Annotated in this window: 11 protein-coding genes; 9 read left to right on the top strand and 2 right to left on the bottom strand. The window is 67.9% G+C overall.

Translation table 11 applies throughout. From position 1 onward, the window contains the following. The first annotated feature begins 64 nt into the window (after positions 1–64). Positions 65–1378, top strand: coding sequence for an MFS transporter (locus KEG38_RS28580; protein ID WP_272418678.1), 1314 nt, complete (start codon positions 65–67; stop codon positions 1376–1378). Between the two features lie 13 nt (positions 1379–1391). Here KEG38_RS28580 and KEG38_RS28585 read toward each other — a convergent pair whose 3' ends face one another. Continuing rightward, positions 1392–2957: a delta-60 repeat domain-containing protein gene (locus KEG38_RS28585; RefSeq protein ID WP_272418677.1), complete on the bottom strand. Its 1566-nt coding sequence runs from the start codon at positions 2955–2957 to the stop codon at positions 1392–1394. 386 nt (positions 2958–3343) lie between these two features. Between KEG38_RS28585 and KEG38_RS28590 the strand changes: the two genes are divergently transcribed. From KEG38_RS28590 to KEG38_RS28620, 7 genes are all read left to right on the top strand, one after another. Continuing rightward, positions 3344–4657 (top strand): imelysin family protein, encoded by a 1314-nt coding sequence (locus tag KEG38_RS28590; protein ID WP_272418676.1) that lies wholly within the window; start codon positions 3344–3346, stop codon positions 4655–4657. Then, entirely contained in the window at positions 4650–6074 is a 1425-nt protein-coding gene (locus KEG38_RS28595) for an HTTM domain-containing protein (RefSeq protein ID WP_272418675.1), read from the top strand. The genes KEG38_RS28590 and KEG38_RS28595 overlap by 8 nt, the downstream gene beginning before the upstream one ends. Next, positions 6059–8338, top strand: coding sequence for a TonB-dependent receptor family protein (locus KEG38_RS28600; protein WP_272418674.1), 2280 nt, complete (start codon positions 6059–6061; stop codon positions 8336–8338). Before KEG38_RS28595 ends, KEG38_RS28600 begins: the two co-directional genes overlap by 16 nt. Positions 8339–8399: 61 nt before the next feature. Beyond that, positions 8400–9476, top strand: coding sequence for a DNA-methyltransferase (locus KEG38_RS28605; protein ID WP_272418673.1), 1077 nt, complete (start codon positions 8400–8402; stop codon positions 9474–9476). A gap of 339 nt (positions 9477–9815) precedes the next feature. Next, complete coding sequence (locus tag KEG38_RS28610) at positions 9816–10481, top strand: hypothetical protein (protein ID WP_272418672.1); 666 nt, start codon at positions 9816–9818, stop codon at positions 10479–10481. Positions 10482–10615: 134 nt separating this feature from the next. Continuing rightward, complete coding sequence (locus KEG38_RS28615; RefSeq protein WP_272418671.1) at positions 10616–11194, top strand: hypothetical protein; 579 nt, start codon at positions 10616–10618, stop codon at positions 11192–11194. 57 nt (positions 11195–11251) lie between these two features. After that, entirely contained in the window at positions 11252–11932 is a 681-nt protein-coding gene (locus KEG38_RS28620; RefSeq protein ID WP_272418670.1) for a hypothetical protein, read from the top strand. On the opposite strand, the gene KEG38_RS28625 is transcribed toward KEG38_RS28620, so the two are convergent. Further along, positions 11903–12508, bottom strand: coding sequence for a hotdog family protein (locus tag KEG38_RS28625; RefSeq protein ID WP_272418668.1), 606 nt, complete (start codon positions 12506–12508; stop codon positions 11903–11905). The two genes, KEG38_RS28620 and KEG38_RS28625, sit on opposite strands and share 30 nt — an antisense overlap. Positions 12509–12617: 109 nt before the next feature. Between KEG38_RS28625 and KEG38_RS28630 the strand changes: the two genes are divergently transcribed. Next, on the top strand, positions 12618–14408 hold the full coding sequence (locus KEG38_RS28630) for a M61 metallopeptidase family protein (protein WP_272418667.1): 1791 nt from the start codon (positions 12618–12620) through the stop codon (positions 14406–14408). Position 14409 lies beyond the last annotated feature (1 nt).

The following is a 14409-nucleotide window of genomic DNA, read 5'->3' on the forward strand; positions in this document are numbered from 1 at the left end:
GCGTGCTTGTTGCTCATCCACGACCACGCATGATGCGCGCCTGTACACATGAGGGATCCGCCTCGTGAGCCCGAAAGTGCCCGGCGAATCGACGCTGAGGGCCATGGGCCGGGCGCTTCTGCACCGCAATTATCGGCTTTTTTTCTTCGGGCAGGGTATCTCGCTCATCGGCACGTGGCTCACCCGCGTCGCCACGAGCTGGCTCGTGTATCGGCTGACGGACTCCGCGCTGATGCTCGGGCTCGTCGGCTTCGTGGGCCAGATCCCGACGTTCCTCCTCGCCCCGTTCGGAGGCGTGCTCGTCGACCGCTCGAGCCGCCACCGCATGCTCGTCGTCACGCAAGTGCTCGCGATGGTGCAATCGGCCCTGCTCGCGTTCTTCTCGCTCACCCACACGATCACGGTCGCGCACGTGCTCGTGCTCTCGGCGTTCCAGGGGATCATCAACGCCTTCGATACACCAGCCAGGCAGGCGTTCGTCGTCGAAATGGTGGAGGATCGAGCGGATCTCGCGAATGCGATCGCCCTCAACTCCTCCATGGTCAATGCCGCTCGCCTGCTCGGCCCTTCCGTCGCCGGCGTGCTCATCGCGGCCGTCGGCGAGGGAACTTGTTTTTTGATCGACGCCATCAGCTATCTCGCCGTCCTCGCGTCGCTCCTCATGATGCGCTTGCGGCCCGCGGCGCCGGCGGCCGCGCGGAGCCGCATCCTCGCGGATCTCGGCGAAGGCCTCCGCTACGTGGCCTCGTTCGCGCCCGTTCGAGCCATTCTGCTCCTGCTCGCGCTCGTGAGCCTCGCGGGCGTGCCGTACACCGTGCTCATGCCCATCTTCGCCGCGCGCGTCCTCGGCGGCGGCCCCCATTCCCTCGGGCTCCTCATGGGCGCCTCGGGCATCGGCGCTGTCGCGGGCGCGCTTCTCCTCGCGTCGCGACGCAGCGTGCTCGGCCTCGGGCGCATGCTGGTCATCGCGGGCGCGCTCTTCGGCGCGGGGCTCGTCGCATTCTCGTTCTCGAAATGGCTGCCCGTCTCCATCGTGCTCATGGTCGTGGTCGGCGGCGGCATGATGGTGCAGATGGCGGCGAGCAATACGCTGCTACAAACGCTCGTCGACGAGGACAAACGTGGCCGCGTGATGAGCTTTTACACGATGGCGTTCTTCGGCATGGCCCCCTTCGGGAGCCTTTCGGCGGGCTGGCTCGGCGCGCGTGTCGGCGCGCCGATGACGGTGCGGCTCGGCGGCTTCGTGACGCTCGTCGGCGTGGCGATCTTTTTACGGAAATTGCCCGCGCTGCGCCGCGCGGCGCGGCCGATCTACGTCAGGCTCGGGATCCTGCCCGAGATCGCCTCGGGCCTCGGCCAGACGACGAACAAGCAATGACGGGACGGCGACGTCAGTTCCCGACGGGCAGGAGGAGCAGCACGCCGTCGTCGTTCCCGGGGCCCATGCCCACGGATTTCGTCCCGACGATTGCCGCGTGCTTCTGGTCGGGCGACAGCGCCACGCCCCAGAACATATCGGCCGACCCGCCGAGATCGTATTGCTTCCAGCCGTTCGGCGCGAACGTCGTGTCGACCGCCCCGTTCTCGGTCAGCACGGAGACCATCGCGTCGACGTTGTCGGCCGCCGGCCTCCCGCCACCTACGAGCAGCGAGCGCTTGTCGCCGAGGCTGATCAGCGCGCGGCCGTTGTCGTTGTTGCCGGCCAGGTCGACGCGGACGAACCCATTCTGGCCGTACGTCGTATCGAGCTTGCCGTCGCCCGTGATGCGCAGCGACAGCCAGTCGAGGTTATCGTTACCGCCATTCGAGCCGTACCCCACGGTCACGAAGTTCGACCCTTGCGGCACCACGTCGTAGGCCTCGGCGACCGAGGCGAGCACGATCTGGTTGAACACGCCGCCCACGCCGAACGTCGTGTCGAGCTTACCGGCGCCGTCGAGCTTGTAGATCACGGGGGACACGATGTTGTCCGCGTCCCGGTTGTACCCGGCGAGAATTACGCTGCCATCAGCGAGAATGCGGCCCGACTTCGGGGTCGCGTTCTGCTGGGCGATGTCGAGCAGCGCGACGCCGTTCGTCCCGAAGCCATTGTCGATCGCCCCGTCGGCGCTCAGGCGCACCGCGGCGAAATCGGTGTCCGTGCGGCCGGGCGCCTTCTGCGCGCCGACGACGAGCAGCCGATCGTCCGAATAGACGTTGAGGCCCCACTGCGTATCCGCGACGTAGGTATTGCCCACGAGCTCGCCTTCGCTCAGATCGAGCAGCGCGACACCGTTCGTCCCGAAGCTCGTATCGAGCGTCCCGTCGGCGTTGAACCGCGTCACCGCGATATCGCGATCCCGCGCGTCCGCCGCGCCCACGTGCTCCACCGTGCCGGCGACGACGATCTTCCCCGTCGATTGTACCACGATCCCGCGCGTCACCTCGCCGTTCGTCCCGACGGCCACGTTGTGCGTCGCGATGCCCTTGTCGCCGAACGTCGTATCGACCTCCCCGCTCGGCGAGAATTTCACGACGATCGTCGAGAAATCTGCGTCCGCGGCCGTGCTCGCCGCCGTGTTGCCGGTCGCGTAGATGTTGCCCTGCGCGTCGAACGCCACGCCGTACAGCCGATCGTGCCCCATCTCCGAAATGGGCACGGTCACGGGCTTCGCCTCCTCGGAGCCGCCCCCGCCGCCCGCGCCGCCCATTCCACCGGCGCCGCCTGCGCCGCCTGCGCCGCCCGCGCCGCCTGCGCCACCGACGCCACCGACGCCGCCCGTCCCGCCGACGCCGCCCGTCCCGCCCATCCCGCCCGTTCCACCCGTCGCGCCTTGGCCTCCCGAGCCACTCGTATTGGTCGGGCCGTCGTCCCCGCAGCCGATCGCGAGCGCGCCGAGCAGCAGGCAGCCCGAGAGGGGAACGAGGTACGTGTTTCGCGCCCACGCGCGGCGGATGGCTCCCGTATTCGCGTTCATTCGACGATCCTCCTTATGTTCCTTTCGGTCGTGCCCGGCGTGGTGCCCAGCAACCTCACGCCCTGACCTGAAAAGGAAAATGAAAGACATTTTCAACAACGATAGCTGGGTAATTCACCGCCTGCAGCATGTCAACCTGAAATCGCCCCCCGATCGCCGCTCTTTCCGCCGAAAGAGAGCTGTTTCACAGATCCTTGGGGCAGCAACGAACTGGAAAGCGAGCCAATTTACATAAATTTGGTGCTCCAACGAACCGAGCCTACCGAACTCCGTCCAAGGAGCATGCTTCGTTTCGGCAGAAGTTGAAAGTAGTTTTCAAGTTCGACAAGCGTGCTAACATCCGCCTTCCTGCTCGGGACCAAGCTTCGAACCGGAAGAGGATGTCCATGCAAAAGGAATCGCAGGTGAGCGCTCCGCCTCCCAGGAGGTGGTTGCAAGGCGGGAGCGTCGCGCGCGCGCTCCTCGGGGGTATTTTCGCCGTGGGCCTCGTCGCAGGCTGCGAGCGAATCGCATTTTACTCGACGGGCCGTCCCCCGCCGGATTCGAATGCGGGCTCCACGACCGCCTCGTCCTCGACCGGCGGCAGCAGCGGCGATCCGACGGGCGGAATGAACACCGTGACCCGCGCGACGCTGCTCGACGCCATTGCCACGTGCAACCTCGAGCTCCTCGACGCATTCCAGAAAGCCGCAGAGGAGCTCGCCACGGAGGCCGCCGAAGCCAAGATGAACCCCGCGGGCCGCGTCGAGGCGCAGGCCGCGTGGGTCAAAGCCATCGACCTCTGGCAACGCGCCGAGCCCTTCCAGTTCGGCCCCGGCGGCCCCACGAACACGCCCGGCGGCCAGGGCCTGCGGGACACCCTTTACTCCTGGCCGCTCGTGAGCCGTTGCCTCGTCGAGCAAAACATCGTTTCGAAGGCGTACGAGGCGCCCGATTTCGGCACCACCGCGCTCATCAACATGCGTGGCCTCGCCGCCGCCGAATACCTCCTCTTCTACACGGGCACGGACAACGCCTGCAGCCCCGCGACGGGCATCAACGCCACGGGCTCGTGGGCCGCCCTGAGCGCAGACGAGCTCGCCTCGCGAAAGGCCGCGTATGCGTCGTCCGTCTCGACGGGCATCGCCGCAATGGCTGGCAAGCTCCTCGGCGCCTGGCGTCCGGGCGATGGGGATTTCGCCGCGCAACTCAGGGACCCGGGCAAGAACGGCTCGGTCTACACGACGGAGCAGATGGCCCTCAATGCGGTGAGCGATGCGATGTTCCACGTCGAGACGCACGTGAAGGACCTGAAGCTCGCGCGTCCGCTCGGCATCCTGGATTGCAGCAACGCGACCTGCCCGGAGGCCGTCGAATCCCGCTTCGCCCGCCGATCGCGGCCGCACGTGCGAAACAACCTCGTCGGCTTCCGCATGCTGATGAGCGGCTGCAAGGACGGCGAGGGCGTGGGCTTCGACGACGTGCTCGTCGCGATCGGCGCGACCGCGCTCGCCGAGAAAATGAACGCGGACGTGAATGCCGCCATCGCCGCGGCCGATGCCATCCCGGCCGACGATCTCGCCCAGGCCATCGCGGAAACCCCCGAGAGCGTGAAGCAGCTCCACGACGCCGTGAAGCGAATCACCGACAGCCTCAAGACCGAGTTCGTCACGGTGCTCGATCTCGAGCTCCCGCAGATCGTGGAAGGGGACAATGACTGAACGAGCCGAAGCGGTCCCCCCGGGCCGCCTCGCGCGGCTCGCGTCCCTCCTCCTCCGCCCCGAGGACGCCGCGGCACTTGCCGCGTTCCGATTCTGCTTCGGTGTCCTCGGCTGCGTGAGCGCGATCCGCTTCCTCGCGTATGGCTGGGTGGACGAGTTCTTCGTAAAACCCCGGTTTTTCCTGTCCTACTGGGGTTTCGATTGGCTCGCGCCGCTCTCCGCGCGGGGCATGCACGCGCTCTTCGTAGCGCTCGCCGTGGTGAGCGCGTGCGTGGCGGTCGGCTTCCTTTATCGCGCCGCGATCGTCCTCTTCCTGCTCGGCTTCACCTACGTCCAGCTCCTCGACGTCACGAACTACCTCAACCATTACTACCTCGTCAGCCTGCTCGCGCTCCTCCTCTCCTTCATGCCCCTCCACCGCGCGTATTCGGTGGACGCTTGGCTCTTCCCCAAGCAAAGGAGCGCGACCTTGCCAGCGTGGTGCACGTATCTGCTCCGCGTCCAGGTCGGCGCCGTCTACTTCTTCGCGGGCCTCGCGAAGGTCAACAGCGATTGGCTCCTCCACGCGCAGCCGCTCAACATCTGGCTCTCGTCGCGCACGTACCTGCCGATCATCGGACCGCTGCTCGGCGAGCGCTGGGTCGCCTTCGCCATGAGCTGGGCCGGTTGCCTCTTCGACCTCACCGTCGTGGCTTTTTTGCTGACGCCGAGGACCCGCGTCGCCGCGTATGCCGTCGTCCTCTTCTTCCACGGGGTTACAAAACTCCTCTTTCCGATCGGCATGTTCCCGGCGATCATGGTCGTCGCGGCGCTCGTGTTTTTCTCGCCAAGCTGGCCGCGGAACCTCGCCCGTTTCTTCCGCCGCCGCGCCTCCGCGCCCGCCCCTGCCCTGCCCGCGCCCGCCGCCGCGCCCCTCCCCCGCTTCTTCGGCGCGCGCGTCGCGGTGGCTGCCTGTTATTGCGCCTTCCAGCTCCTCTGGCCCCTCCGGACGCACCTCTATGGGGGCAACGTCCTCTGGCACGAGCAGGGAATCCGGTTTTCCTGGCGCGTCATGCTCCGCGAGAAAAACGGGAGCGTCACGTATCTCGTGACGGACCCGCGGACGGGCCGCACCCAGGAGGTCCCCCCGCGCAAGTACCTCAATGGCAGGCAGGAGCGCGATTTCTCCACGCAGCCCGACCTCATCCTGCGGCTCGCGCAACAGATCGCTCTTGATTTCGAGGCGCGCGAGGGCGTGCGCCCGATCGTCCGGGCGCACGCGCCCGTATCCCTCAATGGCCGTCCGGCGGAGCTGCTCATCGATCCGACGGTCGATCTCGCGTCCATCTCCGACGGGCTCGCCAAGGCCACCTGGATCCGGCCCGTCCCCACGGCACCTCCCATTCACCTCGAGTCCCTGGCATGGCATCGCCCCTGATTCGACGCACGACGCTCCCCGCGCTCCTTTTGCTCTCGTTCTCGCCCGCGGCGCTCGCCCAGACCCAAGGCGAACCGCCGCCTCTGCCGCCGCCCGAAGCCGCCCCGCCGCCCGAGGGCTCGCCGCCAAACGCTGCGGCGGAGGATCCGAATGCGAAAAACGCCGAGCCTCCTCCCCCCATTGAAATCTCGGTCGTCGGCACGCGCCTCCAGCAGACGAGCGGCTCGGCGCACGTGGTGACGACGAAGCAGCTCCAGCGCTTCAAGTACGACGATCCCCACAAGATCCTGCTCGCCGTCCCCGGCGTCTACGTCCGCGAGGAGGACGGCTTCGGCTTGCGCCCGAACATCGGCATTCGTGGCGCCGTCTCCGATCGAAGCAAGAAGGTCACGATCATGGAGGACGGCGTCCTCCTCGGGCCGGCGCCCTACTCGGCGCCCGCCGCGTATTACTTCCCGCTCATCGGCCGCATGGATGCGGTGCGCGTGGTGAAGGGCCCCTCGGCAATCAGTTATGGCCCGCATACGGTCGGCGGCGCCATCGACATGACCACGGCCGCCATTCCCTCCGAGCGTCGCGGCATGCTCGACGTCTCGTTCGGCCAGTACATGTTCCGCAAGGTGCACGCGCGACAAGGAATCGCCGACGACAAATACGGCGTCCTCCTCGAAGCCGTGCACGTCGCGAACAATGGGTTCAAGGAGCTCGACGGGGGCGGCGACACCGGGTTTGCCCGGACCGACGTCATGATGAAGGGGCGATACACCTTCGATCCCGTGGGCTCTGTGGTGAACGAGCTCGAGCTCAAGGTGGGCTACCAGAACGAACTCTCGAACGAGACGTACCTGGGCCTCAGCGATGCGGACTTCCGGGCGACGCCGTATCGCCGTTACGGGGCGAGCCGGCTCGATCGCATGGAATGGAACCGCACGCAATTCCAGCTCACGCACCGCGCGCGCTTCCGCCCGAACCTGGAGGTCACGACGATCGCCTATCGCCACGACCTGCATCGGGCCTGGCGCAAGGTGAACGGGTTCCGCGGCACCTCGGTCGCCGACGTCCTTTCGAACCCCACCGATCCGCGCAATGCCCTCTACTACGGCGTCCTCACGGGCGCCATCGCCCCGAGCACGGACGACGAGACGCTCATGATCGGGCCGAACGACCGGACGTTCGTCTCGCAAGGCCTCCAATCCACCGTGTCGTGGCGCCCCAAAACGGGCCCGATCTCCCACCGGATCGAGTATGGCGTCCGCCTCCATTACGACTCGATCCGCCGCCAGCATACCCAGGACGGCTTCCTGATCGAGGGCGGCAACCCGATCCCCGAGGGGCGCCCCACGGAGACGACCGCCGACAACGACGCGTACACCCACGCCCTCTCGATGTACGCGACCGACGCGGCGACCTGGGGCCCGCTCACCCTCACGGCCGGCGCGCGGCTCGAATCGATCCGCAGCGTGCTCGAGAATCACCTCACGGGTGAAGAGAACCTGACCATCCAGCAGGTCGTCCTCCCCGGCGCGGGCGTCTTCCTTGCATTGCCGCGCGATTTCGGACTTCTCTTCGGCGTGCATCAGGGCTTCTCCCCCATCCCGCCGGGGCAAAACGACCTCGTCCGGCCCGAGAAGAGCTGGAACTACGAGGCCGGCGTACGCTGGGCGCCGAAGCGCGTGCGCGCCGAGATCATCGGCTTCTACAGCGATTACAAGAACCTCACGAACCTGTGCTCCTTCTCCTCGGGCTGCGTGCAGGAGAACCTCGACCAGCAGACCGACGGCGGACAGGCGCGCGTACTCGGCTTCGAAGCGTATGCCGAGAGCGAGATCAAGCTGCGGGAAAACCTCGCGCTCCCCGGCCGATTGAGCTGGACCTATACGAACGCGCAGTTCACGAACACCTTCCAATCCACCGATCCCATCTTCGGCGACGTCGAGGCGGGCGACGAGCTGCCGTATGTCCCGAAGCACCAGGTCGCGGCGTCGATCGGCGTCGAGACGCCGCGCTGGGGCGTGAACGTGGGCTGCACGTACACGAGCCGCATGCGGGAGCTCGCCTCGCAAGGCGAACCCGCGCCGGGCACGGCGACGGACGATTATTTCCTCCTCGACGCCTCCGTGAACGTCCGTCCCCTGAAATGGTTGACGATTTACGCGCTCGGACGGAACCTGCTCGACAACGCCTACATCGCCTCCCGCCGTCCTTATGGCGCTCGCCCCGGCGCTCCGCGCTGGCTACAGGCGGGCGCGCGCCTCGACTTCTGAACGTCCCTGCCGACATCTTGGCCCGCGCCCGCGCTCCCTGCTAGGAGCCGTTCGCCCCCTCATGTCGAGCCAACCCTCGCCCCTCCCGCCCGCGCGCCGCGGCGCCTATTTCATCGGCGACAACCTCGACGTCCTGCGGGAGCACGTCCCGGACGCGTCGGTTGATCTGGTCTACCTGGATCCCCCGTTTCAAAGCGGAAGGACGTACCACCTCTACACAGGTGTCGCGGCGGACGAACCTGGCGCGGTCGCGTTCGACGATACGTGGTCCTGGGGCGATGCCGCCGCGCGCGCGCTCGCGGCCCTCGTCGCCCAGGGCGAGCCCGTCGGGCGCGCGCTCGCGGGCCTCCACGGCTTCCTCGGCCCGTGCGACATGATGGCCTACCTCGCCATGATGGCGCCTCGTCTCGTCGAGATGCGCCGCGTCCTCCGGGCCACGGGCAGCGTCTTTTTGCATTGCGACCCCACCGCGAGCCATTACCTCAAGATCCTGATGGACGCGGTCTTCGGGCCGGAGTGCTTCCGCAACGAGATCATCTGGCGCTACCGCCGCTGGCCCGCCCGCGCGCGGCGCTTCCAGCGCATGCACGACGTGCTCCTCTTCTACACGCGCGAGGCCTCGAACGAGCATACGTTCCACGCGCTCTACGGGTACGAAGAGCTCGCGGAGTCCACGAAAAAGACGTTCGGCACGAAAAAGCAGCGCGCGGATTTCTCCGCCGGGCACAGAAAGCCCGGCGTCTCGGACGAGGAGACGAAAGGGCCGCCGCTCTCCGACGTCTGGGAGATCGGCGTGATCGCGGCGAAGGGCAAAGAGCGGCTCGGCTATCCGACGCAAAAGCCCGAGGCGCTGCTCGAACGTGTCGTCCTCTCCGCCAGCAACGAGGGCGACGTCGTGCTCGATCCCTTCTGCGGCTCGGGGACGACCCTCAGCGTGGCCACGCGGCTCGGGCGTCGCTTCCTCGGGATCGACCGGAGCCCCGAGTCGAGGCGTGTCGTCGAGGAGCGGCTCGGGCGCGCGTTCGGCGAGGCGATCGATTGGGAGATCGTCGATTGCGCGGAGAGTCGGCCGAAGCCGCTCGTGCGCACGGACGCCGGAAGGACGGGCGAGCGAGAGAATCGGCCGCGGGTGGCTTGAGCCGCGTCGGATGTCGCCTCGATTCGAGGAGGCGTCCCATGGCCCCCGGACGCGCTCGAATCCCCTGAACGAATCCCGCGCGCTTTCCCGCGGCGTCGAGGACGCCCTTCCCTCATCCGTCTCCGCGCACATGGCCCGATAGAGACATTCGAGAGCTCGCTCGTTGACCGGGACGGATGCCTCTCTTAAGTGCATGCGAGAGGTCGCTGGGTCGTCGTCTGCCGAAAAGACCCTGGAGTGGATGGCGAAACAGTAGAGCCTCGTGATGGGGGACCGAAGCGCTCGCAGGGCGAGCAGGGGGGGTGTGCAATGAAGTGCCGTTCAGGAATGCTGGGTGCAATGGTGGGAATCGGCCTGACGCTGGGCTCCGCCGCGGCCTTCGCCCGGCCTCCCGGCTGCAACTCGGGCTCTGCGGCGACGATGTACGACGTGGGGGTCGCCAATGGCCGTAGCCTCACGGCGCGGGCCTGGGCGCAGGTGAACGATTGCTTCGCGCTCGAGTCCTTCTACAACCTGATCGAGGATGCACTGGATCTGCTCAGTGTGGCCCCGGGCTCGGGGAGGCTCGCCGCCTGCCGCATCGGCGGAACCGGCGACGGCATCTTCCAGAAGCTCCTGGATATCGACAACACGTGCACGAACCAGTGTATCCAGACCGGCGAGCAGATCGGCGACGTCATGGCGAGACTTTATTGCTTGATTTCCATCGCTCTCGGCGGCATCGCCCCCGCGCCTCAATTCATTCAAGGGCCCCTCGGGATCTGCGGGATCAACATGAGGCTCACGTGCGAGACGACGTTCTTCGCCACTGCTCAGAGCTACCCGGGCTGCGGCCCGTACACGCGAGGGATGTTCGAGGCTTCGTACAGGACCGAGATGAACAACGCCTGCTACGCGCCGCCTCCGATCAGCATCGGGGCCCTCGCGCCCGCGGATAGCCCGGAGATCCGGCTGGCGGAGCTCTGGAGCCGGATGAACATCGCGCTTTACACGCCCGCGGAGTAGCGGAACGGGAAGCGAAAGGCACGCCCGGAGCACGGAAGCCCAGGCTGCGCGAGGGTCTCGCGCAGCCTGGGACGGCGCCGAGATTGCAGGGCGAGCCCCTTGTCGAGGTTCTGTGTCTGTGAGGGGAGGACGAAATGAAGAAGCGCGGACAATTCGGTATGTTTTTCGGTGTCGCAATGCTTTCTCTGGTCGCGACGGGCGCGCGTCCTGCCTTTGCGGCGCCGCCCCCGGCCTGCGACACCGACACGTTGCAGCGCATGTACGAGGTCGGGTACCAGAACGGCCAGAGCCTCCTGCAGCGCGCCTGGAGCCGGATCAATCGCTGCAGCAAGCTCCGGGATTTCCGCGAAATCGTGCGTAGCACCTTCGCGGAGGCAGCGGTCCCGACCACGAGCATGATGGTCGCCTGCCGCATGAGCGGCATGCACGACGGCTACTACGACGCGATCGCGGCGATCGACAGCTCCTGCCGCACCTGCGTCCTGCAGCAGGACTGGGCCGTGGGCGATTATGCGGCCCATACGTACTGCGCGCTCGGGGGCCTCTCGATTCCGGTGGAGCAGTTCTCCTCGGGTCCCCGCCGCGTCTGCGGCGCGGCCGCCCGGATGCAGTGTCGCCGCCAGTTCGACCAGTCGGCGCGAAATACCTGCGGCGAACTGATGAGCACGAATCCACCGGACAGGTTCCGCTCGCTGGCCTGCACCGGCGAATAGCCACCCCGGGCTTCGCCCACGTCCGGCGATCCTCCTCGAACTACGGAAAAACCTCCCATGAAGATCCTTGCAGCCATGCTCGCATCGTCGATCGTTGGCCTCGGACACGCGCCGGAGGCCTGGGCGGAGCCCCCCTTCGTCCCTCGGAAATGCCGGGGCTCCGCGGAGAAGGCGGGCTTCGAGGCGGGCCGCGGCCCCGGGCGCGCCATCGCGCGGGAGGAGGTCGAGCACGCCCATGTCTGCGAGCGCCTCGACCGCGTCGCGGAACGCATGATGAGGAAAGCGCGCCGATCGCCGCGCGGGCTACGGAACAACCCCCGCGCGATCTGCGAATACGCCGGGACGGTCCAGGGCATTTACGAGGCGCTGCATGGCGTCTGGGGCCGGTGCAGCGCCTATTGTTGCAGCGAGGGGAAGATCGTCGGCGAGATCGGCGCTGAGCTCTATTGCCATCTCTCCATCGCCCTGGATGGCCTGGGCGTGACCGACTACCTGCCCCGCAAGCCGCCGTCGCTTTGCGGCGCGGCATTCGAATCCTGCTGCGAGTCGCGCTTCGGCGAGGTCACGCAGAGCTACGCCGATCCGGAGGGACAGCAGTGCCGCACGTACACGGAGGGCGCGTACCTCTCCGCGTGGGAGCAATCGCTGAACGATCAGTGCGCGTACGCGATCGAGACCCCGGCGATCACGCCCGACGCGTCGCCCTCGTCACCGCAGGATCCCCTCGACCTTCGATAACGAAAGCATCCCCTGCGCCACCGTCTGCCCGCGCACCTCGACATCGGCCTCGAAATGCTGCACGTCCGCGCCCTCGCGGATGAGCCGGATCTCGTAGCTCAGCACGTCGCCCGGAAAGACGTTGCGCAAGAAGCGGAGCTGGCTCGCGCCGATCGCGCCCGTGCGCATGGGGCCCGCCATCGTGATCGCGGCCAGGATGTCCTCGCCGAGGCCCGGCGTGAAGCCGGTTTCGAGGCGGTATCCGACGTCCGCGTTGCGCAGCGCCGACACGAGCTCGGATGCGTTCCGGCCGATTGCTTCGAGCTCGCGCTGCACGGCCACGAAGATCTGCAGCATGTTCGCCGCCTGCACGATGCCCTCGAGCGCGAGCGCCCGCGGCAGCATGGGCGGCGTCGGGAGCTCGGCCGAGAAAAACGGCTCGTTCACGCTCACCGCGCGCGACGCATGCAGCGTGGGGCGGGGCGCGCGTGAATACCCCTCGATCCGATCCACGAGCAAGAGCGGCGGCCGCTGCGGCAGGAGGAGCATCACGACAGCCGCGCCGAGGGGGAGTACGTCCGTTTTCGTCTGGGCCATGCGCGAGACGACTATCGCACAGCTCCACGCCGGGCAAAAGCCCAGGCCATGCGCCGCCCCGGCTGGCCCTCGTCAACCCCGGGGATAACCCGTATTCTCGCTTTCCCGTATGCGCTCTCGCTCGTTCGTCCTCGCGCTCGCCCTCGCCGCCGCCGCTTGCACGACGCCTCCCCCGAACGCGCCTTCCCGCTGCCCCGAGCCCACGAACGAGCGCGTGAAAACCTCCGGCGCCAAACCCGTCCCCGCGTCTCCCGCGGCTTCTCCGACGCGCGAAGGACCCGGCCTCGACGTCACGATCCGTCCCGTCCCCGCGGCGGCCGCGATCGACGTGACGCTCGCGTTCCGCGGCGCCGGCGCGTTCCCCGGCCGCACGTTCTCGATACGCACGCCCGATCCGAAGGCCTTTCGAATGAAGGAGGCGCGCGACGCGCGCGGGACGATCGACGCGCGCCCGGCTCCGCACCCGGATCACGTCGCGATCGAGCTCGCGCGCGCCCCCGAGGGCGAGCTTCGCCTCGTGTACACCGTCGAGTCGCGCGTGACGCCGGGAAAACTGCCTTTCCTGCTCTCGGATCCCGACCGCCTCGAGGTCACCGGCGACGCGCTCCTCCTGCCCGACGCCGCGCGCGATCTGCGCCTCGCCGTGAAGCTCGAAATCGATTTGAGCCCCTACGGTACGCTGGAGAGCGGCGCCTCCGTGAGCGGCGCGGCGACGAGCTTCGGCATCGGCGCGTCGCGCGAGGTGAACACGACCGCGGACGAGCTGCGCGGCGCGGTGATGGTCACGGGCCGCATGGGCACGGCTGTCTTCGACACGCTCGAAGGGCACGACGAGGCCGCGTGGTTCGGCTACACCGCCTTCGATCCGCGCCCCGTCTCCGCGGACACCGCCGCGTTCCGCACCGCCGCAGGTGAGCTCTTCGGCGAGCGCAGCCCGATCCCGCAAACGTTCCTCATCGTGCCCGAGCCCGGCCCCGTCGGCAGGTTCGTCGCGGCGCGACGCACGCGCAGCGTGCTCTTGCACGTCGCCGTGGGCGAACCCTGGTCGGGGCCGCTGCGCATCGCGACCTCGGTGGAGATGCTCCGCGCGTGGGTCGGCGAGCGGCTCTGGATCGGGCCCGAAGATCCGGCGCGTCAAGCCGAGGGCGCGTGGTTCGCCGAAGGCGTCGTGCGACACCTCGCGCGGGACATGCTCTTTCGGTTCGGCCTCGTGACGCCGCTCGAAGTGGCCGACGAGGTGAACGGGCTCGAGTCCGTGATCGCGACGTCGCCACGCAGCAAAGAGGGGAACGCGGCGCTCGCGAAGAGCTTCCGCGAGCCCGGCGTCGTGCCGCTGCTCGTCGCGCGCGGGGCGCTTTACGCGCTGCATGTCGACGCTGCGATCCGAGCGAAGAGCGGCGGCCAGAAGAGCCTCCAGGAGGTCCTGCGCGCGCTCTACGCGAAGGCCAAGGAGCGACGCGGCCCGCTGCCCGTCTCGGCGTGGACCTCTGCCCTCACGGCCGAGATCAGCCCGGCCGAGGTCGAGGTCTTCGCCGAGGCGATCGAGCGCGGGGGCAAGCTCGATCTGCCCGACAACGCGCTCGGCCCTTGTTTCCGCAGGGAAACGCGGCGCTACGAGCGGTACGACCTCGGCTTCGACGAGGCCGCGACGCGCGCGAAAATCCCGCCCGTACTCGTGGGGGTTCGTCCGGACGGACCTGCGGCGAAGGCGGGCTTGCGCGAGGGCGACGAGCTCGTCGAAGGCTTGACCTCGGCGGGGCGGAGCGACGTGCCGGTGACGATCGTCGTGCAGCGGGGCGACGACCGCATCAACGCGAAATACCGGCCTGCCGGGCCCTCCGCGAGCGGCCGCGGCTGGTCGCGGCGCAAGGACGTGCCCGACGAAAAATGCACCAAATAAA

The organism is Polyangium jinanense, from assembly GCF_028435265.1.
Taxonomy (GTDB): Bacteria; Myxococcota_A; Polyangia; order Polyangiales; family Polyangiaceae; genus Polyangium; species Polyangium jinanense.

What these genes read in the sequence shown, in the direction of transcription:
- KEG38_RS28585 (WP_272418677.1), bottom strand. Translation starts at nt 2,957, where the DNA reads ATGAACGCGAATACGGGAGCCATCCGCCGCGCGTGGGCGCGAAACACG.
- KEG38_RS28590 (WP_272418676.1), top strand. Translation starts at nt 3,344, where the DNA reads ATGCAAAAGGAATCGCAGGTGAGCGCTCCGCCTCCCAGGAGGTGGTTG.
- KEG38_RS28595 (WP_272418675.1), top strand. Translation starts at nt 4,650, where the DNA reads ATGACTGAACGAGCCGAAGCGGTCCCCCCGGGCCGCCTCGCGCGGCTC.
- KEG38_RS28600 (WP_272418674.1), top strand. Translation starts at nt 6,059, where the DNA reads ATGGCATCGCCCCTGATTCGACGCACGACGCTCCCCGCGCTCCTTTTG.
- KEG38_RS28605 (WP_272418673.1), top strand. Translation starts at nt 8,400, where the DNA reads ATGTCGAGCCAACCCTCGCCCCTCCCGCCCGCGCGCCGCGGCGCCTAT.
- KEG38_RS28610 (WP_272418672.1), top strand. Translation starts at nt 9,816, where the DNA reads ATGGTGGGAATCGGCCTGACGCTGGGCTCCGCCGCGGCCTTCGCCCGG.
- KEG38_RS28615 (WP_272418671.1), top strand. Translation starts at nt 10,616, where the DNA reads ATGAAGAAGCGCGGACAATTCGGTATGTTTTTCGGTGTCGCAATGCTT.
- KEG38_RS28620 (WP_272418670.1), top strand. Translation starts at nt 11,252, where the DNA reads ATGAAGATCCTTGCAGCCATGCTCGCATCGTCGATCGTTGGCCTCGGA.
- KEG38_RS28625 (WP_272418668.1), bottom strand. Translation starts at nt 12,508, where the DNA reads ATGGCCCAGACGAAAACGGACGTACTCCCCCTCGGCGCGGCTGTCGTG.
- KEG38_RS28630 (WP_272418667.1), top strand. Translation starts at nt 12,618, where the DNA reads ATGCGCTCTCGCTCGTTCGTCCTCGCGCTCGCCCTCGCCGCCGCCGCT.